Genomic DNA, 26,513 nt, shown 5'->3' with positions numbered 1-26,513 from the left:
CGCGCTGTACCCGATTCCGCCACCTCGTACACGCCCGTCGGGTGAGGCGGGGTCTACAGCGCGGTCATCTCACCGGTGTCGAGCATCTCCACCCGCTCGGCCTCGGGCTCCCACAGGTCCGGCTGGGCCGGCTCCGGCACCCCGATCCGCATCGCCTCCAGTTGGGCGGCGAAGGCCAGCCCGCCGAAGAGCGCCATGCCGGTGAGGTTGGCCCACAGCAGCAACGCCATCATCCCGGTCAGCGCCCCGTACGTCTGGCCGAAGCCGCCGGCGAACCTGACGTACCCGGCGAGCAGCAGGCTGGCCAGCCACCACAGGGCGGTGGCGATGCCGGCGCCGAAGAAGAGCCAGGACAGGCCGGGCTGCTTGCGCCGGGGCGCGTGCCGGAAGATCACCGCCACCGCGACCACGGTCAGCACGAGGCTCAGCGGCCAGCGCACCACCTCCCAGGCTCCGGCAGCGAGGTCACCCCACTCGTAGTGCCGCTGCACCGACTCGCCCATCGCCCCGCCGCCGACCAGGATCAGGAACCCGGCCAGCGCCGGCAGGCCGGCGACCACGGCGAGCACCGCCGCCCGCAGGTACTTCCAGAGCGCGGGGCGGTCCCGCTCCACACCGTAGATCCGGTTCGCGCCGCGCTCGATCTGGGCCATCGTGGTGGTCAGCGCCACCAGACCGGTGATCAGGCCGAGGGTCAGCGCCAACTCACCGGTGCTCTCGGTGCGGTCGCTGTCACCGAGCAGGTCCTGCACCACCTGCTCGCTCTGCCCGGGAGTCAGCGCCAGCACGGTGTCGGCGACCACCTGGCCGCCTTCCTCGACACCCAGGTCGCTGATCAGGCCGGTCAGCGCGATCAGGAACGGGACGACGGCGAGGCAGAGCTGCAGGGCGAAGGCCCGGGAGTGGCTGAACCCGTCGCCGTAGCGGAACCGGATGAACGCGTCCCGCAGCAGCCGCCAGCCACCGTGGCGGCGCAGCGTACGCCAGGCGTCGTCGGCGGAGAGTTCGTCCGACGACATCAACCGGGTCTCGGGGACGAGCCGGGTGCTACTCACGGCGGGCTTCCTCGACCAACTTCTCACCGCGCTTCGCTGCCGCGTCGGCGTCGTACGCCAGGTCCGGGTCACGCGCCGGGCGCGGCACGCAGAGCCAGAGCGACCCGGGCCTGACCTCGGCGGTCAGGACGCGGCCCGGCGCGATCAGGTCGCCGTCGAGCTGTCGGGGTTGGGCCCGGTTGCTGGTGATGACGACCTTGCGGGCCCGGTGGACCTCCAACTGCGGGACGCTGCCCTGCCGGCGGACCAGCGCCCAGCCCATGGTGAGCCAGTGGCGCAGGGTGCGCGGGGTGAGCACGGCCACGTCGAGCCAGCCGTCGTCGGGTTCGGCCTCGGTGAGCAGGCGGACCCCACCCTGGAGCCGCCCGACGTTGGCGACCAGCACGGAGCGGGCCCGGCGGCGCACCGGTGGCCGGTCGTCGATCCGGATGGTGACCCGCATCGGCCGGTCCCGCAGGTGCTTCGCGGCCCCCACCACGTACGCGGGCCAGCCGATCCGGGCCTTGGTGGTCTCGGAGGTGTCCGCCAGCATCTGGGCGTCGAAGCCCATCCCGGCCATCACCGCGAAGCACTGGTCGTCGACGACGCCGACGTCCAGCCGGCGTCGCCCGCGCTCGACGGCCACCTCCAGGCCGGCGGCCAGGTCGTTGGAGAGCCCCAGGTTGGCGGCGAGCAGGTTGCCGGTGCCCTGCGGCAGCACGGCGAGTTCGACGTCGGTGCCGGCCAGCGCGGTGACGCAGGCCATCACCGTGCCGTCGCCGCCGCAGGCGAAGACCAGTTCCGCGCCGGCGGCGACGGCCTGTTCGGTCTGTCCCCGGCCGGGGTCCTCGGCGGTGGTCTCGTACCAGCTCGGGGCGGGCCAGCCGGCGGTGGCGAGGGCCTCGTCCACGGTCCGCCGGAACTCGTCGAGATCGGTCACCTTGGTCGGGTTGACCACCACCGCCGAGCGCGGGGGGCGGTCGTCGCCGGTCACCGTGCGCTGCTGTTCTGCACCATCCACGGCGCAAGTGTGCAGCACCCCGGGCCGGTCAGCGACCGGACGGTGACCGACGTTGCATTGACCGCAAACAGGTTTGAGCCGGGCCGGGACCGGATGGGCCGGTCAGGCCGCCGTCCGGAGCGCGAGCTCGATCCGTCGGCGCAGGTCGTCGAGGTCGACGCCCGCCTCGATCAGCACCCGGGCGCCCAGGCCGCCACCCTCACGGAGCAGGCCGAGCAGGATGTGTTCGGTGCCGATGTGGCGGTGGTGCAGCCGGAGCGCCTCGCGCAGCGCCAGCTCCAGCACCTTGCGGGAGCGGGACGAGAACGGCCCGCCGACCGCCCGACGCAGCCGCCACCGGCGGCGTGGGGCCGGGACGGCCTCGCGCAGGGCGTCCGGGCCGAAGGAGTCCTCGATCCGGGCGACGATGGCCGCGAGGTCGATGCCGATCTCGCGCAGCGCGGCGGCGTCCGCCTCGCCGAGCCCGATCCCGCCGTCGCCGACGTGTCGCCGGATCCGCGCGCGCAGGTCGTCGGCGCGCACGCCGGCCCCGGTCAGCACCCGGCTGGCGAGCGCGTCGTCGTCGGCCAGGATGGCCAGCAGCAGGTGTTCGGTGCCGACGGGCCGCCGCCCGTCGCTGCGGGCCTGCTCGACCGCCCGTCGGACGACAGCGCGGGCCCGGTCGGTGAACCGCACGAACATCATTCCTCCCAGGTTCCTCGGACCGCCGGTCGCCCGGCGTGCTTCTTGTGGACCGCCTGCCGGCTGACCTCGAGCGCGTCGGCGATCTCCTGCCAGGACCAGCCCTGCCGTCGGGCGTTGTCCACCTGGACCACCTCCAGCCGTTCGAGGAGCCGGCGCAGGGCGAGCACCGCGCGCAGGCCGACCCTGGGGTCGGTGCTGCCGGCCGCCGCCGCGAGTTCCGTTGCCCGACTCATGGTGTCAACTTACGTTGACACTCCCTAACCAGGGCCCTACCAGTCACAAGCGATGTTCATCTTGCTGGCTGACGGCGCCGTCACGCTCTCCCGCCATGGGTGCGTGATTCCGTCCACCCAGGCGAGTTGGGCAAAGTTTGGAAACTCTTCGTATATCCACAGTCGTGGATGCAAATTTTGGGTTCCGTCTACCGGTTCCCCATTGGAAGCATCGGGCCGAACTGATGCCACGGTAAGGAGGCACACAAGTGCAGAGAGTGATCCGACGCGTTGGACGCCAGGGAAGCGCGATCTTACTTATCGTCGCCACCCTCCTGGCCGCCGCAGCCTCACCAGCCGCAGCTCGGCCCAGCGAAGTGTCGGCAGCTTCCTCGCTGTCGCCCGATCTCTTCCGGACGGACGAGCGCGGAGCCCTTGCGAGACTCGCCATGGCCAAGGCAAGCCAGCCACAGGCACTCGCCCCCATCGTCTACGCCGACATCGCCTGCCACATCCTTCCGACGAGGTACGTTCAGGACAAGGGGTGGGGCGTGGACGCCCAACCCAACAGGCAGTTGCACATCTACCGCGACCTGTTCATCAACGGCCAGTGGTGGAAGACCACCGAGAACTGGCCCTACGCGTCGTCGAGCGGATCATGGAGCACTCCGACCGGGGACCATGCAAGTCTGCTCAGCGGTACCTTCATGTTGTGGGTGACCGCCTACTACAACTCGGATGATGCCTACATCGGTCGCGCGACCGACATTTGTACCGCCTGAAGGCCGGCAGCGGCCACCGCCATGGAGGCATGGTCAGCCCTGGAGTGGTGATGATCGACGAGAACCCCGCCAACGACCCGACCCGTGAGTGGATCACGGGCGGGCCCGACGTCGCGTTCGACGCTCGCGCCTTGCTCCGCAAGATCGACAGCAACGGCCAGGGCCTCGTGCGCTATCTCGCCGAGCGGGCCGGCAGCCCGGTTGCCACCCAGACGATCGCCACTGATCTAGGCGTCTCGACGCAATCGATCGAGGATTGCGTCGCCTGGATCAACAAGCTCGCCGAAGCCTTGGGCTACGTACCGCTCGTAATCTGGTCGGGTGTCGGGCTACTCATCACCACTGACGCAGCTGTTGTCGCACGTCAGGGGCTGATCGACGCCCAGCGTTGACGGATCCAGGGGCGGTGGGCTCAGTCGAGTCCACCGCCTCCGGTCTGTCGGTTCCGCCTCGCGGTAAGCCTACGCCGGATCGCACCAAACGCCCATAACGCCGCCAGTAGCAGTGCAGCGGGTATCAACAGGCCAAAGGCGGATCTCAGCAGCGTGGGGAAGTCCATCGTCACCCCCGCTCTCGAAGCCCTCGTGGACGCTACGTTTCAGGCCACCCGTCGATGCGGTTATGGCGTCATACCTCGCAGCACTGGCAAGCGTTGCCGACCGCCTGTCCACCCACAGACCAACCGGCGGCCAGCAGAGAGATCAGTTTCGGTGAGAAGAAGACACCGTAGCGCTTCTCACCGGATCTGATCCGCTGCTGGTCAGCGCGCTGGCCCGGATCACCTTCGCCGAGAACCCACAGACGAATCGGCCTGCACCGACACGACGCCGGACGCCCCGGTCCCGGCCCGCAGCGGTGCTACCGTCCGCTGGTGTTCCGTCGCCGCACCGCCGACCAGCCCGTCGAGGCGGCCCGTCGGCTGCCCGTCGGCCGGGTCGAGTGGAAGGTCGCCGGCGGTTCCGTGGTCGGCCACCGCTACCCGGCCAACTTCGACGTCCTGCATGTCGACCCGGAACTGCCGTTCGTGGCGGTCGTCGACGGCATGGGCGAGGGCGAGGGCAGCCGGATCGCCGGCAGCACCACGCGGGACACCCTGCACGAACTGGTCCACGCCAGCTGGCCGACCGTCGGCCCCCGCGAGCTGCGCGCTGCGGTCACCGAGGCCCAGATCCGGGTACGCCGGGCCAGCGCCGCCCTGGACGAACTGGCCGGCTGCACCCTGACCGCCCTGGTCGCCGAGCCGGACGGCGAGCTGGCCTGGCTCGTCCAACTGGGCGACTGCCGGGCGTACCGACTGCGGGACGGGTTGCTGGAACTGGTGACCGTGGACCACACGATGGCCTGGCTGGGGGTGCTGCACGGCTGGTGGTCGGCGAACTCCCCGGAGGCGGCCCGAGCCCGCTACCAGCTCCTGCGCTATCTCGGCCACCCCGACCGGCCGGACCCGGACCTGCTCGGGGTGGCGCTGCGGCCGGACGACACCTGGCTGCTCTGCACCGACGGGGTGAGCGACCAGCTCGACTACCACCGGATCCGTGAGCTGCTCGGCGAGCCGGACCCGAGCCGCGCGGTACGCGCCCTGCTCGCCGAGTCACTGGCCGAGGGCGGCAGCGACAACGCCACCGCCGTCGTCCTGCGCCTCACCTCCGCGCACCATTCCGCACCCTCGCCTGCGCCGTCAACTGCTGACGCCGACCCCGACGCTCGAAGAGTCAGGAACTGACAGCTGGCCGTTGGTGGCCAGGTGGCGGTACCAGTGGGCGCTGTCCTTCCAGGTGCGCTCCTGGGTGTCGTAGTCGACGCGGATGATGCCGAAGCGACGGTCGTAGCCGTAGCCCCACTCGAAGTTGTCCAGCAGCGACCAGACGAAGTAGCCCCGGACGTCCGCGCCCTGCGCGCGGGCGTCGGCCATCGCGCCGATGTGCCGGCGCAGGTAGTCGATCCGCCGGTCGTCGTGGACCCGTCCGTCGGCCGAGACCACGTCGTCGAACGCCGCGCCGTTCTCGGTGATCATCAACGGCTGGCCCGGGTACTCGCGATGCAACCGCAGCAGCAACTCGGTCAGGGCCGGTGGGTCGATGTTCCACCCCATCGCCGTGTACGGGCCGGGCTGCGGCAGGAAGTCGACGTCGTCGGCGCCCACCCACGGCGAGTGGGCCGAGGCGCCGTGCCCGTCGGCGTCGGAACGGGCCGAGTGTCCGTCCCAGGTGCGGACCAGGGTGCTGGAGTAGTAGTTGACCCCGAGCACGTCCAGCGGCACCGCGATCAGCTTCTCGTCACCCTGGCGCACGAACGACCAGTCGGTGACGGCGGCGGTGTCGGCCAGCAGGTCGGCCGGGTACGCCCCGTCCAGCATCGGGCCGAGGAACGCCCGGTTCGCCAACGCGTCGATCCGCCGGACCGCGTCGGAGTCGGCGGTCGAGTCGGACGCGCCCCGGACGACGTGCAGGTTCAACGTCACCGACAGCTCGGCGTCCGGTGCCAACTCCCGGACCACCCGCCCGGCCAGGCCGTGCGCCAGGTTCAGGTGGTGCACCGCCGCCAGCGCGGCCGCCGGTTCGGTCCGACCGGGCGCGTGTACGCCGGAGCCGTAGCCCAGGTACGCCGAACACCACGGCTCGTTGAGCGTGGTCCAGGTGTGCACCCGGTCGCCGAGCGCCGCGACGATCCCCGACGCGTACTCCTCGAAGCGCAGCGCCGTCTCCCGCGCCGGCCACCCGCCGGCGTCCTCCAGTTCCTGCGGCAGGTCCCAGTGGTACATGGTCGCGACCGGTCGGACGCCGCGCTCCAGCAGGCCGTCGACCAGCCGTGCGTAGAAGTCCAGGCCGGCCTGGTGGAACCGCCCGGAACCGCCCGGCTGCACCCGGGGCCAGGAGATCGAGAAACGGTACGCGCCCAACCCCAGTTCGGCGATGTGGTCCAGGTCCTGCGACCACCTGTGGTAATGGTCGGCGGCCACGTCGCCGGTGTCACCGTTGCGGGTACGCCCGGGGGTGTGGCTGTAGGTGTCCCAGATGGACGGGCCGCGGCCGTCCTCGGTGGCCGCGCCCTCGATCTGGTACGCCGCCGTGGCTGAACCCCAGACGAAGTCCTCCGGGAAGTTCCGTGCCGTCATCGTCCCGACCTCTCCGTGCCGGCCACCACGCAGTGGTACGCCGACGACTCGCCCGCCACCAGCTCGGCGGTCGCCACCCCGCCGCGGAAGCTCACCTCGAACTGCGCGCCCGGCCCCTCGCCGGGCGCCGGGATCCGTACCCGTTGCCGTTGCCCCTCCGCTGGAGCGTAGAGCCGCAGTTCCACCCCGTCGGCCCAGTCGTAGTCGGGCCGGTCGGAGCGCGACCCGAACCCGATGACCGCGCCGGGCCGGGCGAGCACCGGCAGGCTGTCGTACTCGTGCTTCTCGGTGACCCAGGCCGGGCCGGTGAGCTGCGCGCCGGTGACCAGGTGGGTCCACGTGCCGGCGGGCACGTAGAAGGTGACCTGCCCGTCGGCGCTGAGCACCGGGGCGACCAGCACGTCCGGGCCGAGCATGTACTGCCGATCGAGGTGCGCCACGGCCGGATCGTCCGGGAACTCCACGATCATCGGACGCATCATCGGGATTCCGTCCCGGTGCGCCTCCTCGGCCGTCGCCGCCAGGTACGGCATGAGACTGAGCTTGAGCCGGGTGAAGTGGCGCAGCACGTCCACCGCCTCCGCGTCGTACGCCCACGGCACCCGGTACGAGCCGGAGCCGTGCAGCCGCGAGTGCGAGGAGAGCAGGCCGAACGCGATCCACCGCTTGAACACCGCCGGGTCGGGGGTGCCCTCGAAGCCGCCGATGTCGTGACTCCAGTAGCCGAAGCCGGACGACGCCAGGGACAGCCCACCGCGCAGCGACTCGGCCATCGCGACGAACGTCGACTCGCAGTCGCCGCCCCAGTGCACCGGGAACTGCTGGCCGCCGGCGGTGGCCGAGCGGGCGAACAGCACCGCCTCGCCCTCGCCACGCACGGTCCGCAGCAGCTCGAAGACCGCCTTGTTGTAGAGGTAGGAGTAGTAGTTGTGCATGCGCTGCGGGTCCGACCCGTCGTGCCACACCACGTCGGTCGGGATGCGCTCACCGAAGTCGGTCTTGAAGCAGTCGACGCCCATGTCCAGCAGCGCCCTGAGCTTGCCGGTGAACCAGGCCACCGCGTCCGGGTTGGTGAAGTCGACGAGCGCCATGCCGGCCTGCCACTTGTCCCACTGCCACACCGACCCGTCCGGGTTGCGCACCAGGTAGCCGGCCTGGCGGCCCTCCTCGAAGAGGTACGAGCGCTGCGCGATGTACGGGTTGATCCACACGCACACCTTCAGGCCGCGCTCGTGCAGTCGGCGCAGCATGCCCTCCGGGTCGGGGAAGGTCGCCGGATCCCAGACGAAGTCCACCCAGTGGAACTGGCGCATCCAGAAGCAGTCGAAGTGGAACACCGACAGCGGCAGGTCCCGCTCGGCCATCCCGTCGACGAACTCGGTCACCGTCTTCTCGTCGTACGACGTGGTGAACGACGTGGACAGCCACAGCCCGTACGACCAGGCGGGCACCCGGGCCGGTCGGCCGGTCAACGCCGTGTAGCGGCGCAGCACGTCCTTCGGGGTGGGCCCGTCGATGACGTGGTAGGTGAGCGACTGGCCCTCGACGCTGAACTGCGTCTGCGCCACGACCTCCGAGCCGACCTCGAACGACACGTGCTCCGGGTGGTCCACGAAAACCCCGTAGCCGGCGCTGCTGAGATAGAACGGCACGTTCTTGTACGCCTGCTCGCTGGCGGTGCCGCCGTCGGCGTTCCAGACGTCGACCGTCTGTCCGTTCTTCACGAACGGGCCGAACCGCTCGCCCAACCCGTACACCGTCTCGCCGACGCCGAGAGCGAGCCGCTCGTGCACGTACCGGCGGCCCTCGCCGTCGGCGACGATTCCGACGCTGCGACCGGTGGAGGCCGTGATCAGCCGGTCGCCGTGCCGGAACTCGACCCGCCAGCCGTCGACCAGCGCGACCCGGACGGTCAGCTCGCCGGTGGTCAGCGACGCGCTGATGCCGGTGATGTCGACGGTGACCGGGTGCGTGTCGTCGGTGTTCAACCCGAAGTGGGGTTCACGGGGCAGTCCGCCGTTGTGGTGGCCGATGGTGACTCCGACCACGCCGGGCGCGGGGGAGAAGAAACGGACGGTGACGACGGGCCGGTTGAGCGTGTCGCCCCGACCGTTGATGCGACCGGCCGGCGCGAAGACGGTGAAACCACGGTCGTCGGGCTCGACCGATTCCACCGTGCCGGGGCGCAGCACGCTGACCCCCGGGCGCAGTTGCCAGTACCCGTCGGTGAACTTCACTTCTCGGCTCCTGCCGTGATGCCACGCGCCAGAGTGCGCTGGAAGATGAGGAAGAAGAGGATGGCCGGCACCAGGCTGATCAACGCGCCGGCGTTGGTCGTCGGGGCGTCCATCAGGCGGTCACCCTGCAGCGACGCGAGCGCGACCGGGATGGTCTGTGTCTGGTTGTCGATCAGCATGACCAGCGGGATGAGGAACTCGTTCCAGGTCCAGATGAAGAAGAAGATGAGCAGGACGGCGAGGGTCGGCCGCAGGTTCGGAAAGATCACCCGCCACAGCACCGTCCACTTGCCGGCGCCATCGAGCGCCGCGGCCTCCAGCAGCGCGCGCGGGAACGTGCCCAGCACCGAGGCGAGCAGGTACGTGCCGAACGCGCTCTGGATGACGGTGAAGATGATGATCACCGACGGTCGGGTGTTGTAGAGGCCGATCTCCTTGGCGGCGTAGTACAGCGGGTAGATCAACGCCTCCTGCGGCAACATGTTGGCCAGCAGGAACAACCCGACGATCCACAACCGGCCGCGGACCCGGCCGATACCCAGGGCGTACGCGTTGAGCAGCGACACGAGGACGCCGAGCACCGCCACGGACCCGGCGATGAGCGCCGAGTTCCACAACTTGAGCGGAAAGTTCACCTCGGACCAGTACGTCCGCAGACCCCTGGTGTAGAACTCCGTCGGCCAGCTCAGGGGGCCGCCCGACGAGTAGTCACCGGGCGACTTGAACGCGTTGAGCAGCATGAACGCGAACGGCACCAGCATGACGAGCGCGCCCACGGTGACTCCGGCGAGCACCACCCAGCGGCTGACGCCACGGTGGTGCCGGTCGCGCACCGGCCGGCGGAGGGGGGCGTCGGTGATCGTGACGGCCATCTCAGAACCCCCGGTCCCGGCGCTCGCTGCGGGCCTGCACCCAGATGAAGACCACGGCCACCACGACGATGATCACGGTGAGCACGGTGGAGATCGCGGAGCCGTACCCGACCTGGAGCTTCTTGAAGAACGTGTAGTACGCGAAGTACGACGGCACGTTCGTGGAGTTCTCCGGGCCGCCCCGGGTCAGCGCGAAGATCGGCCCGAACACCTTCAACGCGGCGATGGTGCAGGTCAGGGCCACCACGAAGGTCTCCGGGCGGATCTGTGGAAGCGTGATCGCCCGGAACCGGCGCAACCAGTTCGCCCCGTCGACCTCGGCCGCCTCGTACAGCTCCGGGTCGACCCGCTGCAACGCCGCCATGAACACGACCACCGGGTAGCCGATCTGCACCCAGATCATCACCGCCATCACCGCCGGCAGCGCGGTGTCCGGGTCGCCCAACCAGTCGTGGCGCAGCGCCCCGAGACCGACCGCGTCGAGCAGACTGTTGAACGCGCCGTCGGGGCGCAGGATCCAGCCCCAGACGATGCCGGCCACCACCACGGGCAGCACCTGCGGCAGATAGAACGCGGCCCGCAACGCCGCCGCCGTACGCGGCTTGAACCGACGCCCGATGACGTCGAAGAGCACCGAGGCGAGCAGCAGCCCGAGCAGGGTCGGCACCACCACCATCGCGACGATCATCGCCACGGTGTTGCGGAACGACGCCCAGAACACCTCGTCGCGCAGCAACTGCTGGTAGTTGTCCCACCCGACGAAGGTGGGGTCACCGACGCCCGACCACCGGGTCAGCGACAGGTAGCCGGTGCCGACCAGCGGCACGCCGATGACCAGGATGAACAGCACCGCTCCGGGGAGCAGGTAGAGCCAGTACGCCGCGTCGCGGCCTCGTGGTCGACGCCGGGACGCAGGCGCGGGGGTGGGGGTCGCCGCCGACGGTGTGGCGGCGACGGTGTCGGAGACTGCCATGGAGGATCCTTCCCGGCGGGGCGGGCGGGCACGTCGGTCGTGCCGGTCGCGCCCGCCGCTCGCCGTGTCACTTGCCGGTGATCTCCTTGACGCCATCGGCGTACGGCTTGGCGATCGTGTCGAGCACCTGATCGGGGGACTTGGACCCGTTGATCAGGCTCTGGAAGCCGCCGACCAGCACGTCGTAGTAGCCGGGCACCGGCCAGTCCGGGTAGAAGGCCAGACCGTCCTGCTTGCTGACCGTGTTGAAGTCCCCGATCAGCTTGCGGTCCTTCGGGTCGCTGATCTTGGCGGGGTCGCCGGCCACCGGGATACCACCGTTGTTGCCGATCAGGTCCTGGATCTCCGGGCGCAGGGTGATGTCGATGAAGTCGTACGCCAGGCTCTTGGCCTTGCTGCTCGTCGGGACGACCCAGAGGTTGCCGGACGAGCCGGCGTTCAGGGTGTTGCCCGGGAACAGGAAGGTGTCCCAGTTGGCCTTCATCTCGGCCTTGAAGCGGCCGTACCACCAACTCCCCGAGACGATCATCGGCGTCTTGCCCGCGATGAACGCGGTGCCCATGTCCTCGGCCTTGAGACTCGCCGAGTCCTTGGCCACGTAGCCCTTCCGCACCCAGTCGGCGAAGGTTTCCGCACCGTACTTCAGCGGGTCGGCGTGGAAGTCGACCGGGTTCTTGTAGAGCTGGTAGTTGTCGACGAACTGCCGGTCGGCCTTCGACAGGGCCAGCTGGTAGAAGAGCTGCCCGGCCGGGTACTCGGCACCGGCCATGCCCAGTGGGGTGATGCCCTTGCCGACGAAGGTGTCCATCGCGCCGGTCAGCTCCGCCATGGTGGTGGGCACCTTGACGCCGTTGCGGTCGAACAGGTCCTTGTTGTAGTAGACCGTGACGTACTCGCCGTAGTTCGGCACGCCGAACCAGTTGCCCGACCCCATCACGCCCTTGTCGCTGTACCGGGCGGTGGTCTGGAGGCTGGGGCTGAGCTTGTCGGCCCAACCGCGCTTGTCCGCCTCGCCGCTGAGGTCGGTGAGCAGGCCCTGGGACGACAGCAGGCCGGCCGTCGCATTGCCCTTGTTGTACTCCATGATGTCCGGACCCTCGGACGAATTGATGATCATGCCGGCGTTCTGCTGGATCTGCTCGAACGCCTTGCGCTCGAAGCGCACCTCGACGCCCGGGTGCTCGGTCTTGAAGATCTCGATGGCCCGGTCCCAGCCGATCCCCATCGCGCTGTTCTCGCCCTCGTAGTGCCAGAGTTTGAGGGTCTTGGCCCCGCTGTCGTCACCGCTGTCGTCGCCCCCGCACGCGGCCACGGTGGTCGTCGCGGTCGCCGCCAGGGCGATCGCGGCGACGATCCGGCGGAATCGCTGCATTGCTATCCTCCTCGTTGAGTATCGAGCCCGGTACTTCGCTGGGTCCGTCGTCGCGTTGCCGCGCGACGACGGGCCGTTTCTACTGGTCAGCCCCCATCGGTTGGCGGCTTCGTGGTGCTGCGGTCGATCCCCGGACCTCCAGCGCGCACGGCAGCAGCTGCTGGTGGCGCTCGGCACCGGTCCCGTCCAGGTGGCGCACCAGCGCCTCGATCGCGATCCGGCCCATCGCCGACCCGGGCGACGTCATCGCGGTCAACGCCGGGGTGGCCAGCTCGGCGACCTGGGGCGAGGTGACCATCGAGACGACCGACACGTCGTCGGGCACGGACAGCCCACGCGCGGTCAGTTCGCCGAGCATGCCGAAGATCGCCGTCTCGTTCATGGCCAGCACGGCCGTCAGGCCCGGCGCCCGCGCGAAGGCGGCGGCCAGCGCGGCCCGCCCGCCAGCGGCGCTGTCCTCGGCCGGGATCATGACCGGCTCCAGGCCGTGGCCGGTCATGGCCGTGACAAAGGCGTCCCGGGTACGCAAAGCCGGCCCGTAACCGCTGGTCAGGGTCTCGGCCGAGTGGTTGACGTAGACGATCTGCCGGTGCCCCAGGCCGACCAGGTGCGCCACCGCCTCCCGCACGGTCTGCTCGAAGTCGATGTCAACGTAGGAGAGCCCGTCGGTGTCCCCGGTACGCCCGATCAGCACCAGCGGCACACCGGCCTGCTGGAGCGCGGTGACCCGCTCGTCGGTGAGCTGCACCTCCATCAGCACGACGCCGTCGAACATCCGCTGGCTGGCCAGCCGGCGCAGGTCGTCGAGGTCGCCGCCACCGCCGACGGGTGACAACACCAGGTGGTAGCCGACGGCGCTGGCCGCCGCGGCGGCCCCGGTGACGAACGCCGTCTCGGTCGCGCCGAGGCCGCGCTCGTCCATCGGCAGCAGCAGGCCCAGGATCCGGCTGCGCCGACTGGCCAGACCACGGGCCATGGCGTTGGGCTGGTAGTCGAGCTCGGCCATGGCGGCGAGCACCTTGGCCCGGGTGGCGTGGGAGATCGGCCGGGCACCGGTGAGCACGTAGGAAACGGTGCTGGCCGAGACCTGCGCCAGGCGGGCGACGTCTTGCATGGTGGCCACCGCGCACCTCCTCCGGCCAGGCAGGGGACCGCATTCGAATGATCGTCGAAGCGGTTCGACGAAGCGGTTCGACAGACGCTAAACCCCTGTTACGGCGACGTCAATAGCCGATGTCGAGGGAGTCACGTCAGCCGCGCCCCGCCTCGCTTGCCGCCCGCGCGCCCGCGCTCCGCCCGCGCCTCCCGCACGTCGATCCTGCGCGGCAGCCGTCCGCGACGGCCTGCGCCGCGCACGCCGCCGCCAACCTCAGCCTGCCGCCGACCGTCGTCTTCGACGCTCGGCCTCTTCGCCCAACAGGCCAAGATCAAGCTTGATGAGAGAAGGGTGTACGACGCCATCGCCGGGGTCCGCCTTGGCTACCATGCTCCGTGGCCCCAACTGCCGACCTCGACCAGCGGAAGCAGGACCGACCACATGAACGGGCTGTCAGCCAAAGTGATTGAAAACGACGTAGTTGATCTCTAGCGCCCCAGGTCAGGAAGTCTGCTCCCCGCGCATGCGGGGGTGATCCGTCGGTCGCCCAGACCATGCGCAAGATCGAGGGCTGCTCCCCGCGCATGCGGGGGTGATCCCCGTCACCGGCGGCTGGGGCACGGCGACGACCGCTGCTCCCCGCGCATGCGGGGGTGATCCCACCCCGATCCGGGTGCGGGTCGCCGAGGCCGACTGCTCCCCGCGCATGCGGGGGTGATCCGACGTCACGACGTTCGGCTCCTACGACGCGGCCCTGCTCCCCGCGCATGCGGGGGTGATCCCGTGCCCAGCTCGACGACGACGAGGAGTCGATCCTGCTCCCCGCGCATGCGGGGGTGATCCCTTCCGGCCGACCAGTTGCGCGGCCACGTTCAGCTGCTCCCCGCGCATGCGGGGGTGATCCCAGCATGGGCAGGTTGGCCTCGGCGGCCAGGCGCTGCTCCCCGCGCATGCGGGGGTGATCCCAAGGCGGTGACCCAGTGGTGACCACCCAGATGCTGCTCCCCGCGCATGCGGGGGTGATCCTGACCCGACCGCCGTCAAAACCACCGACACGTCCTGCTCCCCGCGCATGCGGGGGTGATCCGGCGCTCCGCTCGAAGGTTGGGTAGGCCAGAGGCTGCTCCCCGCGCATGCGGGGGTGATCCTGCTGATCTCGGCTCGCCGTCGGGGCACCCCCTCTGCTCCCCGCGCATGCGGGGGTGATCCCGCCGTTGCTCATCAGCGTCGTGGCGAAGAAATCTGCTCCCCGCGCATGCGGGGGTGATCCTAACGCCGACGATTACGCCGACGGTTAGGGCAACTGCTCCCCGCGCATGCGGGGGTGATCCCTTCGGGCGCTTCGTGAATCGGCCGACCATCCCCTGCTCCCCGCGCATGCGGGGGTGATCCGTGGATCGACCGCATCAAGGACTTCGGGGTCTGCTGCTCCCCGCGCATGCGGGGGTGATCCCGGCGCGTACGTCTCGTTGATCCGGGTGGTGCGCTGCTCCCCGCGCATGCGGGGGTTATCCGTGGAGGCTCGGTTGTACTGCCGTTGCACCCCGATAGTGTGTAAGCCCCCTTCAGATCACCGGTGTCATCGAGGATCAGCACCCCACCCGGGTCACCGAGCGCGTCGATCACGTAGCCGCGCACGTCATCGCCGACCTTGTCGGCGTCCGAGACTGCCTCGCCCAACAGCCGCTGCATCGCATGCGGCGAGGCGTCCCCGGCCTATTCGGCCAACTGCCAACACGATCGAGTGTCCACATCCGACAACAGTCCGCACAGGAACGCCCGCGCCCTGCCGGCGCGGCTCGACCCGGGAGAACCGGCCCGCGATCCACGCGAACCCGGTGTCGAACTCCGCCAACCATCTCTCGGCATCTACGCTGCGCCCAGCGGCCACCACACGATCCTCACTTGTCCTCACAAACTGCGCATGATCAACCGGTGGCCTTCTCCATGCCCGCAGACGCGCCGACCAGCCCCGGTCAGGCTGAACTCATCGCCGGCCATCTACATAACGGACCCGGACTGCCGTACTAGACTGAGCCGTGCCGCCTGAGCTGCCCTTATGTGCGAGGATGGAGTCCGATACATGCAGGTGACCGAAGTTCTAGACCCGCTTGCGGCACTGATTCGCGCCAGCGAACACCCCGATATTGCGGGGGTGCTGCGCTACGGCGGTGACACCCGCCCCGGCGGACAATCGCCCCCTGGGGTCAAGGTCACCTATCAGTCCGGTTCGTCTGCGTTGCTCTGGGCTGCCGAGGAACCACGTCCGGCCCCGGCTGGGGTGCCGCTCCCGGCGGAGATGCCCCCGCCCACACAGCGAGCAGCCCGAATGCTCGCCTTCACGACGCAACTACTGGACTACGCGCGTCCGCCCACCTTCAAGTCGTGGGAGACGTGCGACTACCCCGGGGTCCACCTGTCGCCTTCCGCACTTCGGATCAACTGCGAGGATGGCACGACGGTCTATCTCCGTGTCGTCGTGGCATCCGGTTCCGGCAGGGAACCAGAGGTGGACCCCCACCCGGACTATCGGTTCCCTGAAGGAGTCCGAGAATGGCCCCTCAAAGTCAGTGCAGCACCTGCGGCGCGCGAGTAGGCGTCACCCCGGGGCAATCCCGCCCCGCCGCACCAGCCAATCGGCAGCCGGGGCACCTGCCCCGGTTCAGGCCAACCGACCATGTAAACGCGCTCCACAGAGACGCCCTCCCGCCAGGAGGCCAACTCCCTTAACGTTCAGCCGAGCCGCTTACGCACGTCGAGGCGGTTACCGCGGTTGAATCGCTGACGTCTGTGGTCGGTTCGGTTCCGGTTGGTCACATGCGGCGTGTCGGTGAACGTCGATGACGGTCGTTCCATGCCGGGTGTATGAGGTACGCCGATAGTGGGAGTCTGTCCGCTGCCGGACGGGCCAAGCGGCAACAGCTACGGATGCAGGCCGCGCGGATGTTCGCCGTTGACGTGCCAGCGACGACCGCAGACCGAGACGAGCATGGCGTACGGAGGCTGCATAGGCCCTCGCCATCGGCCTGGTCGACCGACCCACCCTCCGCATCGACATCGATGCAGACGGAGAGGGCACGCCAGCAACGACGTCACCGAGCAGGGAGCCCGACACAGCCATCACGGTGTACGCATCAACTGACAGCGACCTGATCGACATCGCCGCCGACCGTCGCCGAGTGAACCCGGTAACCGTCACGACCACGGGGCGGCTCACAACGCCATCGGCAGGTTCCGCGCTGGCTACCATCCTCTATACACAACAGCGGACCCACCAGCGGAGCAGGACCGACCACATGAACGGGCTGTCAGCCAAAGTGAAGGAAAAGAAGTAGTTGATCTTTAGCGCCCCAGGTCAAGCAGTCTGCTCCCCGCGCATGCGGGGGTGATCCCCGCTTCAGGGTGGGATGCCGGTAGAGATCCACTGAGCCTTTTCCAGGCTGATCTTGCAGCTCAGGGTGGGTGTGGCGGGCCCGGTGATCGATGGGTGCGAGGCTCACGTCGGCCAAGGCCCGAAACCTCGACCGGGAGCCTCGTCATGCCGTCGTACCCTGCCATGATCCCGAGGGGAGCCGCCCTGTCAACGCCGTCTCAGATCCAGGCCCTGGTTCAGAGGGCCCGGCACCTCGGGTTCCCGGGTACGCCGCGCGTCAGGGTCCTGGATGGAGCCCATCGGCTCATGACAACCATGAACTTCAGCAACGACCACGAGCGGCGGTTGCCGTCAGAACGTCCGCACGGTCCGATCCATGGTGGACACAACATCGCGATATCCATGGTTGTCGGTTTATTATGTGGCGGACCGGCGAGCCGGTCCCGCGCCGCAGAAACCTCCGAAAGGGCTCGAATGACGGCAATCGCCAACCGCCCGGACAGGGCGGCAGCTGACCTGGAAAACGCCAATATCGCACGGATTTACGATTACTATCTGGGAGGCCTCTACAACTTCGCCATCGACCGGCAGAAGGCGGAGCGCATCAAGCTGACGCTACCCAGCGTCGACCTGCTGGCTCGCGGTAACCGGGACTGGCTGCGCCGATCCGTGCGGTATCTGGTGGCGCAGGGGGTGGAGCAGTTCATCGACATCGCGGCGGGTCTGCCGACTGCCACCAACACGCACGAGGTGGCGCACGCCCTCAACCCCCGCGCTCGGGTGATTTACGTGGACAACGACCCATCGACCGTCATCCACGGCGAGGAAATCCTCGCGAAGGAGCCGCTCGCAGCCATGGCGGAAGCCGACGGGAGGCACCCTGAGCAGGTATTCGCACACCCAGCAATCCGTGAGTTGATCGATCTGTCTCAGCCGGTGGGGATCATCATGGGCGGGCTGCTCGTGTTCATCTCCGACGAGGATGATCCGAAGGGGCTCATCGCGGCGTACCGGGACGCCCTGGCGCCTGGCAGTTACCTCGCGATCTCCCACCTCACCGCCGACACGGTGGACGCGGAAACAAGAGCACAGGTAGACCGAATGGTCGCTGCCTACCAAGCCGGGGTCGGTGCGGCCCTCCATGTGCGGGACAAGGCGACGTTCACGTCCTGGTTCGAAGGTATGGAACTGATTGATCCGGGGGTGACCCTGATGGCGGACTGGCGTCCGGACCCGGGTCTGGACGTGGATGCCCAAACGCCGTCGCGGCAGCTCGGCTACGGCGCGATTGGCCGGATCGCTACGTAGCTGCTGATGAACGATGTCGAGATCAGCGCCCGTCGACCCGTGATGCGGAACGACACGGCGTAGCAACGCGGGAAGCCGGTGGTGCGTGGCGCCCCACCGGCAATCGGCGTCGGCGATCTCGTCGTCGAGCCAGACGAATGGCGGCGTACCGCATCAGCGGACGGTCTTCCATCCAATGAGCTTTTTCCAAGCTGATCTTGCAGCTCGACAGACGCGGCGGACCCTCCTACCCCGCCACGACCCCGTTGTCCAACCGGACCCGTTGAGTCCGCTGAGCGATCATTACGGCACGGCGGGGCCGAATCGGCAGTACGGCGAGGCAGACGAAGCTGTCCACCGCCTCGTCCGACGCGCGCTGGCCACGGCGGCCATGACCGACAGGACTTGTTCCCACCCTGGCACGAATGCCACTGGACCGTCGTCAAGCTCCACGAAACAACGGCTGGCGCAAGGGCCAGCCGGTCTGGAACTCGACTGGCCCATGTGACGCCGACGCCGGGTCCGCATTGACTACCATCCGCTGTACGTCAACCGTCGGCCTCAACCAGCGGAAGCAGGACCGACCCCATGAACGAGCCGTCAGCCAAAGTGAACAAAAACAGCACAGTTGATCTTTAGCGCCCCAGGTCAAGAAGACTGCTCCCCGCGCATGCGGGGGTGATCCGACCGCCGCCGAGGAGGCAGCGGCGCAGTTCGCCTGCTCCCCGCGCATGCGGGGGTGATCCTACTGCTCGACATGTATACGTTGAAGCGCAAGCCTGCTCCCCGCGCATGCGGGGGTGATCCCTCCCGGCGGGACGCGCTGACGCTGGGCGAGCTCTGCTCCCCGCGCATGCGGGGGTGATCCCTTCGGCAGCTGCGGTGCGCCGATCGTCGCGCCCTGCTCCCCGCGCATGCGGGGGTGATCCGTGCGGAAACGTCGTCGCGCCATGCCTCTTTGCCTGCTCCCCGCGCATGCGGGGGTGATCCCACCTCGGTCAGGTCGTCCACGGTGCCCGGCTTCTGCTCCCCGCGCATGCGGGGGTGATCCGCAAAGCAAGCGGCGTGGCCGGATGCACCTGGCCTGCTCCCCGCGCATGCGGGGGTGATCCCTGCTCGCCGCCGGTCAGCTCGCCTGACGCGATCTGCTCCCCGCGCATGCGGGGGTGATCCGCACCTGGTCTGCGTGGAGTGACCCGGTGGGGGCTGCTCCCCGCGCATGCGGGGGTGATCCGAACCACGCCTCGTCGCCGGCAGCACCCGGCCGCCGCTCCCCGCGCATGAGGGGGTGATCTTCCGGGGCATGGATTCCACCCTCGAGTAGCACTGCTCCGCCCATGCGGGCGTCAGCGACCTTTCTAAAGGACGTCTCGTAACTCGGACGCAGGTCCATGGTGGATCATGTCGTGGTGCAGGTGATCACGGCGGCTCGCCCGGAGTGGATCTTCCCGTTCACTGGGCTGCAGCCCGCCCAGTTCCGCAGGCTGGTCAGGTTGGTCGCCGAGCGGGGTGGTGACGTGATCGCTGACGGCCGGCCGGGCCGGCAGTGGTCTCTCGACCTCGCCGACCGAGTGCTGCTGGTAGCCGCGTACTGGCGCACGAACCTGACGATGCGGCAGGTCGGACCGCTGTTCGGGGTATCGCACTCCGCCGCGCACCGGGTCATCGACACCCTCGGCCCCCTGCTCGCCCTCACCCCGCGACGCCGACGACGCATCGACCAGATCACCATCGTCGACGGCACCCTCATCCCGACCCGGGACCGCCGCCTGGCCGCCCCGAGCAAGAACTACCGCTACTCGGCGAACTTGCAGGTCGCCATCGACGCCCACACCCGCCTCGTCGTCGCCCTCGGCGATCCGCAACCCGGTAACCGCAACGACACCATCGTCTACCGCACCTCCGGCGTCGACCAGAGACTCACCGGCCGGATCGTCATGGCCGGCGCCTACCGCGGCAACCCCGAAGTGATCATCCCGTACCGCAAGCCCGCCGACGGCAGCGAACTACCCAAGTGGAAAGCGGACCTGAACAAGCAGCACCGCACCGTCCGCGCCCAGGTCGAGCACGCCCTGGCTCGGATGAAGACCTTCAAGATCCTGCGCGACTACCGCCGAGCCGCCAGCACATTGGCCGACACCGCTTCCGGCATCGCCCACCTCCACAACATCATCCTCGCGGGGTGACACCAGCACCGGTGCCGGGCAACGCCTTCACCGAGTTACGAGACGTCCTTTAAAGTCGCCCAAGAGCGACCGCTTACCCACGCCGACCCCGCCTTGCACAACGATCAACAGCGCGAACCGCTCGTACGGGCCATGACGAAACTACTCACCGTCAACCCACTCAGCCTCTGCACGCTCCCGGACGGCCCACTCACCAGATGGACGCCATGGATCGAGGCGTTCGAGAAGGCCGGCCAAGACCTTCTAGCTAGCTCTCTCCTGGGAAGGCCGACTACACCGCGGCCTGCGCGCGGTACTCGCCCACCACATCATCTTCCACGCCAACCGGGCCGGAATCTCTGTGCCCGACCTGTCCACCATGGCGGCGTTGGCGATGACCGGCACCCTCGGTTTCGACGCCGTGGTGTCGTTCGCCTCCGACCCACCTCCGACCACTAGGGTTGCCCCAGTGACTACTGTCAGCGATCACGACTCCGCTACCCCCGACGCCCTGCGCGACATCATGACCCAACGACTGATCACCGAGAAGGTCATCCGCACCCCCGCCGTACGCGACGCCTTCGCCACCGTTCCCCGACACCTGTTCGTGCCGGGCGTCACCCCGAAAGCCGCCTACCTCGACGGCGCGGTCTACACCAAGTTCGCCGCTGACGGCACCAAGATCAGCGCGGCGAGCCAGCCCCGCATCGTCGCCATGATGCTCGAACAACTCGACCTGCAACCCGGCCACATCGTCCTGGAGGCCGGCGCGGGCACCGGCTACAACGCCGCCCTCATGGGCCACCTCGTCGGACCCACCGGACACATCTACACCATCGATGTCGACGCCGACCTCGTGGACGGCGCGACCAACCACCTCGCCACCGCCGGCGCCAGCAACGTGACCGCGATCCTCGGCGACGGCGCACACGGACACGTCACCCGCGCCCCCTACGACCGGATCATCGCCACCGTCGGCGTGTGGGACCTCCCCACCCCATGGCTGGACCAACTCGCACCAGACGGCCGTCTGGTGGTGCCGATGCGCCTTCGCGGCGCCACGTCCCGCTCCATCGCCTTCACCCGTACCCCCGACGGCCTTGTCAGCATCGACAGTCAACTCGCCGTGTTCATGCCTCTGCGCGGAAGCCTGGACGACGCTCGCCGCATCGTCGCGATCAACGCACAGCAGGACGTGACCTTGGCCGTCAACAAGGACCAGGCCGTCAACGCCGACCAGCTCACCGGCGTGCTCGACACGACCGCGTACACCCAGTGGACCGGCGTGATCTTCCCGCCGATGGTCCCCTACGAGTGGATCGAGCTGTGGCTCGCCCTGCGCCTACCCAACTCGATCCTGCGGATGAACACCGCACGCGACGCCGTCGACCGTGGGCAGGTCACCCCCATGCACCCCCAGTGGGGCGCCATGGCCACCGTCGAGGGCCCCAGCCTCGCCTACCTCACCCTCCGACCCGCCGCACCTGTCGACGGGCAGAAACGCTACGAGATCGGCGTCATCGGCCACGGCCCCGACGGCGTCGCCCTCGCCGACATCGTCACCGAGGAAACGGCACGATGGGACAGCGACTACCGCACCCGCAACGTGCGCTTCGAGATCCCCACCACCCGACCCGGTGAACACGCCCCCGACAAAGGTCGATTCGTGATCGACCGACCGCACCACCCAGTCACCGTCATCTGGGAGTAACCCGTGTCCGCCGGGACGACAGCACGCCACTTCCCCCTCGTCGCCCGGTCACGGCCCGCCTGCACCGCACTGCCCGCGAGGATCGGCGCGCTCGCCGACCTCGCGGCCCAGGCAGACCGCGACAACGACCCAACCGCCGCGGCACGCGTGCACAACCAGGCCGCACTCATCGCCTCCGACTGCGACCAACACGAACTCGCGCGCACCTGGTGCCACCGCCACGCACACGCCTGGCTCCACCATGACCAGCAAGGCGGCGTGGCAGGCCGTCGCGCCCTCGAACCCCTGGTCAACCTCGCACGCCTACACATCCGCGCAGGAGACCACGACGACGGCTTCACACTGCTCAACACCCTCTATCAAGCCGTCGCCTGTCGCGCTGACACCGTCATCGACGACATACCGGTCCCAGCGACCGCACTCACTCACACCCCAGAGACTCACCACGACCTGGTGCGATGGCTGTGGAGCGTCCTCCTCGCCGACGGCACCCGCGCCCTGACCAGCGCGGGCCGCTGGGACGAAGCCGAGCAACACCTCCAGCGGCACAAGGGCATCGGCCATCGCATGCTCGACGGCCGCCAGGTCGCCATAGTCGCCCGCCTCCACCGCCACCAACACGCCGCCGCCCAACGCCTCATCGATGACACCCAACCGGGCGAGGCGTGGGAAACCGCCGTCACCGCCTGCCTAGCCGGGCTCGGCCACCCGCCCACCCCCACCCGTATCGACCGGATGACCAGGCACTACCACCTTCTGGACCCATCGCCCACACAGATCGTGTTCCGCACCCGCCTCGCCCTGTCGATCATTGAACTCAGCGGCGGTGTCAAGACCACCAACCTCGAAGCCACCATGAACCACGCGGTAAACGCGGCTATCCAGGCCGCAGATGGCTACGCTGCCCGCGACATCCTCACGCATCGCGAGTGGAGCTCGACATTGCGGCGGGATCATTACGATCCGCTGGCGAAGATCGTTGAGGACAGCGCACTTGGCAGCCCGATGCCCCCGCGCGACGTCCAGATGCTGACTACTGCCCTCCTAATGAGCGAAGCAGTCATTGCCCGGACTGGTGAACTACCATCGATGTAGCAGGTCTTTAAGACCCGAGGTCAAGAAGCGGGCCGCCGTCCGGGCGATGCCGTGGCGTTTATGGGCGGCCCGCGAGCGGCGGAGCGGCCCGGTGGTGCGGGCCGCTCCGCCGAGGGAACTTTCGATCAGTTGAGGAAGGTGCCGGTTTCGACGGCGGTGGCACTGACGGTTCTTGGTAGTTCGGGCGGATCGCCCGCACCAGCGAACTGGAAGGTGTGTCCGTCGCTGCTGCGTGCGAACGTGCCCTGGTCACCGGTGATCAGCCAGCGTCCGGTAAGCTCGCCGGGCTTAAGCTGGAAAGGTTGAACGAAGAGCAGGTACTCCCGGTCCTTGGCGAGGATCGCGCCGGTGTCGTGCAGCTTCATGGTCTCGTCGCCGACCTGCTGGACGGCGAGTACATCCGAGGACACCTTGCCCCAGAGCACTTCCCGCACTCTCACCTTTGAGATCGTGACAGGCAGGTCCTCCAGCTTGTCCCTGGTGGACGACTCCACCGTCCCCCGAACGATCGCCGTGCTCTGCGCCCGTAATTCAGCCAGGGTGGCGTAGTCCTTGACCCGGCTGGCACTCAAATCAGTTTGGCCTTCCGGCTGTGCTGCGATCTCACTGCCGGGTGCGCTCCCGCATCCGGCCAGAAGCGCTGCAGCTATCACTACCAAGGCGAGTCTTTTCAGCATGTACGGGTCTCCGGTCAGTAGATGAAGTTCGCTGCGGCGACGTCGTCGGCTTTCGGGGCATTGACCAGGCAGCTGTCGTAACGCAGGTCGGTCGTGGGGTAGGCAAGCGGAACGCTGACACACGGACCGATGCCGCTATGGGCGATCCCGAGGACGTGGCCGAGTTCGTGCGCCATCACGCTCTGCTTCTTTGCCGCCGAATAGCCGTCGGCGTAATAGGTATTCCAGGTTGCGGTAAGTTTCGTGGTCCAGGTACCGCCGCTACCGCAAACCGGGTTACCGCCACCGACTTTTTGAGTGATGCCGTCGTAGCTGACGTTGCCGTAGTTGGCGATGTTAATGCCGACGTGCCCACCTGACGCGACCTTCGAAAAGGAGATTGGCGTCGAGGTCGCTTGCCAGGCCGAGGCGCTGCTTTGCGCGACGGTGCCGTAGGCGCCACCACCTGTGCCGTCGGTCCACTGGACCGTGGTGCTGGAGACCTTGCACCCGTGTAGTGCGTAGGCCAATGCGGGGGCTGCTGTCATGACGAGCGTCGTGGCGCTGACGAGCGTGGCGGAGGTGACGATCGCGGCCGTCCGAAATAGACTGCGAGGCGTCCTGGAGACGATGCTCATTCTTCTCCTTGCCGGAAGAGGGGACCACGGCGGCTGTGGTGGGCCAGTACCCCAGCCATACTTTGTTGCCGGAAGCGCGCTCCAGGAAATGATTCTAGTGCGTCAATGCGTCGCTCGTTGGGAGATTCGCTTCGCGGGCATCACTCCTTGCCAACCTGTGGTGACGAAGAGTAGTCGTGGCCCTGGTCGCAGTCGCGCTACCGCCACTGAAAGTGAGTGAACCAAAGCGATGAGTGATGTATCACGATTTGGTCTCGGCGTGATTCAGTGGAACACCTCCCGCCATGCAGCCGTCTCGGTGGGCGTGTAGCTGCGGGTGAATCCGCAGGCCCAGGCGATCGGATCGGCCAGCGGCGCGCCGTCGTAGCGCGGCTCCCCTGAGACCAGCAGCCGCGACCCCATCTGGTAGGCGGTGCTGTCCTGCCCGAACGAACCCTCCGGTCGCGGCATCGCGACGACGACGGTCGGGCCCGCACCTCCTCGGAACCATCGATTTACCTTGAAGGTCACTGGCACATAGCCGTCGGGCATGCCGGCGGTGGATTCGGTGGAACCGATGTTGGTCACCGTCCCGTCGAAGCCGAAGGCCCTCCGCGCCAATGCCGCCTGGGTGTAGGACTCCACGCAACTCTGTGCGGCTTGGTGCCCCGCGAAGACGTCGGCACCGCCCGAGGTCGAGAGGTCTGGCCCCGGGTCGTTCCCTGGCACGCCCAACGCCACGAAGGCGGCGACCGCCACGGCAGTTCCTCCGACAAGACTCACCGCCCAGCGACGACGGCGGCGAACCGGAGCAAGCCCCACTGCGCGCGGTTGCCGAGAAGGCGGCAACGGCTGGTCGACGATCCGCGTCAGCAACTTGCGGCGCGCCTCGGCGTCGTCGAGAGCCGAGACGCGCTCCGCGTCGAGCGCCATCGCCTGTCTGACAAGGTCCGCAAGTCGATCGCTCATCCCGTTACCCCCTTCTCCACTTCTCATGTCCGGCACGCACCCCCGCGTTACACCCCGCCACATGTTTGCTACAGGATCACGCCCTCCGCGCTCAACTCCCGAGCGAAGCGGACTCGCGCGCGGTGCAGTCGCACGCGGACGTTCACTGCCGTACAACCGAGCACTCCAGCCGCCTCGGCCGGGGTCAAGCCCTCCACCGCGACGAGGCCGAGGATGTCCTGATCGTCCGGGCGCAGGCGGCCGAACGCCGCCGCCACCGAATCTGCCTGGTCATACGCCGCTGAGGTGTCCAGCACCGGCGAGGCGGCATAGGCCTGGACCTTTGCGGTCAGCCGCTCGTGGCGCCGCCGGGCACGGTCGTAATTCGCGAGGGTCAGCCGGGCGACACCGTACAGCCACAGCAGCCCCTGTTGCCCTTCGGGCATATCGTCCAACCGCCGCCACGCGGTCAGGAAGACCTCAGCGACAACATCACTAGCGTCCTGCACGTCAGCGGTGCGGCGCAGCGTGTATGCGAAGATCGACTTGTAGTGAGCCGCATACTCCCGTTCAAACCGAGTCAACCGCATGCCCACTCCATGTCCGGCAGATCCCCAGGCGTTACATGACCGACAACAATGCGCACAACATGCAAGTGATGGTGGGAGAATCGACAGATAAGGATGAAAAGACACCTTCAGGCTACTTCGGTAGTTTACCCTGCAATCTGACTTCCATAGTTCGTAGGCATACGGGGGCTGCTTGGGCGGCATCGTTGCTGGTCGCGGTTCTGTGTAGGGCCGGCAGGGCTTGGAGGACGTTGGCACACGCTTTCTGTGTCTGATTTGGATCTTCCTGGGAAGATCGATCTTGCCGTGGGGGCATGCGCTTGCGGACCACCCAGCGGAAGAACAAGGACGGCAGGGTGGTCCGTTACGTGTAGCTCGCGCACAACCGCCGGGTGGGCGGCACTACGCAGGCCGAGGTGCTGCACAACTTCGGCCGCGAGGACCGGCTCGGTACCGCCGGGCTGGTCGCCTCGATCAACCGCTACCTGGGCGAGGACGGCGCCGATGCGTCGGTGCCGGCGGATGTCACCGCCTCGGTGTCGATCGGGGCGGTGTGGCTGCTTGAGGGCCTGTGGCGGCAGTCGGAGATCGACCGGGCCCTAGTACTCCAACGTCACCTGGCCTGTCTGCGCTGGTAGTGGGATCGTCGGGCTCGGGCTTGGGATGTTCGCCGCCAGTACGACCAGTGCAGGAT

General features: G+C 68.3%; 22 protein-coding genes and 2 CRISPR repeat arrays. Of the genes, 8 read left to right on the top strand and 14 right to left on the bottom strand.

Going from position 1 to position 26,513, the window contains the following annotated elements; genetic code table 11:
- Positions 1 to 53: 53 nt before the first annotated feature.
- From ACIG87_RS24130 to ACIG87_RS24115, 4 genes are all read right to left on the bottom strand, one after another.
- Complete coding sequence (locus ACIG87_RS24130; protein WP_396853413.1) at positions 54 to 1,055, bottom strand: YihY/virulence factor BrkB family protein; 1,002 nt, start codon at positions 1,053 to 1,055, stop codon at positions 54 to 56.
- Positions 1,048 to 2,055 (bottom strand): diacylglycerol/lipid kinase family protein, encoded by a 1,008-nt coding sequence (locus tag ACIG87_RS24125; RefSeq protein ID WP_396853412.1) that lies wholly within the window; start codon positions 2,053 to 2,055, stop codon positions 1,048 to 1,050. The genes ACIG87_RS24130 and ACIG87_RS24125 overlap by 8 nt, the downstream gene beginning before the upstream one ends.
- Positions 2,056 to 2,157: 102 nt before the next feature.
- A complete protein-coding gene (locus ACIG87_RS24120) occupies positions 2,158 to 2,739 on the bottom strand; it encodes a Clp protease N-terminal domain-containing protein (protein WP_396853410.1) in 582 nt (193 codons plus the stop codon).
- Complete coding sequence (locus ACIG87_RS24115; RefSeq protein WP_219468848.1) at positions 2,736 to 2,972, bottom strand: HTH domain-containing protein; 237 nt, start codon at positions 2,970 to 2,972, stop codon at positions 2,736 to 2,738. Before ACIG87_RS24115 ends, ACIG87_RS24120 begins: the two co-directional genes overlap by 4 nt.
- Positions 2,973 to 3,220: 248 nt before the next feature.
- On the opposite strand from ACIG87_RS24115, the gene ACIG87_RS24110 reads away from it, so the two are divergent.
- The 3 genes from ACIG87_RS24110 (at position 3,221) to ACIG87_RS24100 (ending at position 5,456) form a co-directional block, all read left to right on the top strand.
- Positions 3,221 to 3,733 carry a hypothetical protein gene (locus ACIG87_RS24110; protein WP_396853409.1) on the top strand — a complete coding sequence of 171 codons (513 nt, stop codon included), beginning with the start codon at positions 3,221 to 3,223 and terminating at the stop codon, positions 3,731 to 3,733.
- 50 nt (positions 3,734 to 3,783) lie between these two features.
- On the top strand, positions 3,784 to 4,125 hold the full coding sequence (locus ACIG87_RS24105) for a hypothetical protein (protein ID WP_396853407.1): 342 nt from the start codon (positions 3,784 to 3,786) through the stop codon (positions 4,123 to 4,125).
- A gap of 479 nt (positions 4,126 to 4,604) precedes the next feature.
- On the top strand, positions 4,605 to 5,456 hold the full coding sequence (locus ACIG87_RS24100) for a PP2C family protein-serine/threonine phosphatase (RefSeq protein ID WP_396853406.1): 852 nt from the start codon (positions 4,605 to 4,607) through the stop codon (positions 5,454 to 5,456).
- Here ACIG87_RS24100 and ACIG87_RS24095 read toward each other — a convergent pair.
- The 6 genes from ACIG87_RS24095 to ACIG87_RS24070 form a co-directional block, all read right to left on the bottom strand.
- A complete protein-coding gene (locus ACIG87_RS24095; protein ID WP_396853404.1) occupies positions 5,412 to 6,848 on the bottom strand; it encodes a GH1 family beta-glucosidase in 1,437 nt (478 codons plus the stop codon). The two genes, ACIG87_RS24100 and ACIG87_RS24095, sit on opposite strands and share 45 nt — an antisense overlap.
- Positions 6,845 to 9,085, bottom strand: a complete 2,241-nt coding sequence (yicI, locus tag ACIG87_RS24090) for an alpha-xylosidase (protein ID WP_396853403.1) — start codon at positions 9,083 to 9,085, stop codon at positions 6,845 to 6,847. The genes ACIG87_RS24095 and yicI overlap by 4 nt, the downstream gene beginning before the upstream one ends.
- Positions 9,082 to 9,957 (bottom strand): carbohydrate ABC transporter permease, encoded by an 876-nt coding sequence (locus ACIG87_RS24085; RefSeq protein WP_396853401.1) that lies wholly within the window; start codon positions 9,955 to 9,957, stop codon positions 9,082 to 9,084. The genes yicI and ACIG87_RS24085 overlap by 4 nt, the downstream gene beginning before the upstream one ends.
- Before the next feature lies 1 nt (position 9,958).
- Positions 9,959 to 10,930 (bottom strand): carbohydrate ABC transporter permease, encoded by a 972-nt coding sequence (locus tag ACIG87_RS24080; RefSeq protein ID WP_396853399.1) that lies wholly within the window; start codon positions 10,928 to 10,930, stop codon positions 9,959 to 9,961.
- A 67-nt stretch (positions 10,931 to 10,997) separates the two neighbouring features.
- Positions 10,998 to 12,302 (bottom strand): ABC transporter substrate-binding protein, encoded by a 1,305-nt coding sequence (locus tag ACIG87_RS24075; RefSeq protein ID WP_396853397.1) that lies wholly within the window; start codon positions 12,300 to 12,302, stop codon positions 10,998 to 11,000.
- A 79-nt stretch (positions 12,303 to 12,381) separates the two neighbouring features.
- On the bottom strand, positions 12,382 to 13,416 hold the full coding sequence (locus ACIG87_RS24070) for a LacI family DNA-binding transcriptional regulator (RefSeq protein ID WP_396853568.1): 1,035 nt from the start codon (positions 13,414 to 13,416) through the stop codon (positions 12,382 to 12,384).
- Between the two features lie 492 nt (positions 13,417 to 13,908).
- Positions 13,909 to 14,912: direct repeats of the CRISPR family, unit length 28 nt; unit sequence CTGCTCCCCGCGCATGCGGGGGTGATCC.
- A 2,165-nt stretch (positions 14,913 to 17,077) separates the two neighbouring features.
- Here ACIG87_RS24070 and ACIG87_RS24065 point away from each other — a divergent pair.
- From ACIG87_RS24065 to ACIG87_RS24050, 4 genes are all read left to right on the top strand, one after another.
- Positions 17,078 to 18,079, top strand: coding sequence for an SAM-dependent methyltransferase (locus ACIG87_RS24065; RefSeq protein ID WP_396853395.1), 1,002 nt, complete (start codon positions 17,078 to 17,080; stop codon positions 18,077 to 18,079).
- A 636-nt stretch (positions 18,080 to 18,715) separates the two neighbouring features.
- Positions 18,716 to 19,353: direct repeats of the CRISPR family, unit length 28 nt; unit sequence CTGCTCCCCGCGCATGCGGGGGTGATCC.
- A gap of 114 nt (positions 19,354 to 19,467) precedes the next feature.
- Positions 19,468 to 20,244, top strand: a complete 777-nt coding sequence (locus ACIG87_RS24060; RefSeq protein ID WP_396853567.1) for a transposase family protein — start codon at positions 19,468 to 19,470, stop codon at positions 20,242 to 20,244.
- Between the two features lie 340 nt (positions 20,245 to 20,584).
- The gene (fxlM, locus tag ACIG87_RS24055; RefSeq protein WP_396853394.1) at positions 20,585 to 21,934 is read left to right on the top strand and encodes a methyltransferase, FxLD system; all 1,350 of its coding nucleotides are present in this window, start codon (positions 20,585 to 20,587) and stop codon (positions 21,932 to 21,934) included.
- A 3-nt stretch (positions 21,935 to 21,937) separates the two neighbouring features.
- Positions 21,938 to 23,029 (top strand): hypothetical protein, encoded by a 1,092-nt coding sequence (locus ACIG87_RS24050; protein ID WP_396853393.1) that lies wholly within the window; start codon positions 21,938 to 21,940, stop codon positions 23,027 to 23,029.
- Between the two features lie 125 nt (positions 23,030 to 23,154).
- Here ACIG87_RS24050 and ACIG87_RS24045 read toward each other — a convergent pair whose 3' ends face one another.
- The 4 genes from ACIG87_RS24045 to ACIG87_RS24030 form a co-directional block, all read right to left on the bottom strand.
- Positions 23,155 to 23,706 (bottom strand): hypothetical protein, encoded by a 552-nt coding sequence (locus tag ACIG87_RS24045; protein WP_396853392.1) that lies wholly within the window; start codon positions 23,704 to 23,706, stop codon positions 23,155 to 23,157.
- Positions 23,707 to 23,720: 14 nt separating this feature from the next.
- Complete coding sequence (locus ACIG87_RS24040; RefSeq protein WP_396853391.1) at positions 23,721 to 24,323, bottom strand: matrixin family metalloprotease; 603 nt, start codon at positions 24,321 to 24,323, stop codon at positions 23,721 to 23,723.
- Positions 24,324 to 24,587: 264 nt separating this feature from the next.
- On the bottom strand, positions 24,588 to 25,271 hold the full coding sequence (locus ACIG87_RS24035; RefSeq protein ID WP_396853389.1) for a hypothetical protein: 684 nt from the start codon (positions 25,269 to 25,271) through the stop codon (positions 24,588 to 24,590).
- Positions 25,272 to 25,339: 68 nt separating this feature from the next.
- Positions 25,340 to 25,840, bottom strand: coding sequence for an RNA polymerase sigma factor (locus ACIG87_RS24030; protein WP_396853388.1), 501 nt, complete (start codon positions 25,838 to 25,840; stop codon positions 25,340 to 25,342).
- Between the two features lie 371 nt (positions 25,841 to 26,211).
- Here ACIG87_RS24030 and ACIG87_RS24025 point away from each other — a divergent pair, with 371 nt between their 5' ends.
- Positions 26,212 to 26,457 carry a hypothetical protein gene (locus ACIG87_RS24025; protein ID WP_396853386.1) on the top strand — a complete coding sequence of 82 codons (246 nt, stop codon included), beginning with the start codon at positions 26,212 to 26,214 and terminating at the stop codon, positions 26,455 to 26,457.
- The last annotated feature ends 56 nt before the right edge of the window (positions 26,458 to 26,513 follow it).

Source organism: Micromonospora sp. NPDC051925 (genome assembly GCF_044548625.1).
GTDB lineage: Bacteria > Actinomycetota > Actinomycetes > Mycobacteriales > Micromonosporaceae > Micromonospora.
This window is presented reverse-complemented; position numbering and strand designations above follow the sequence as displayed.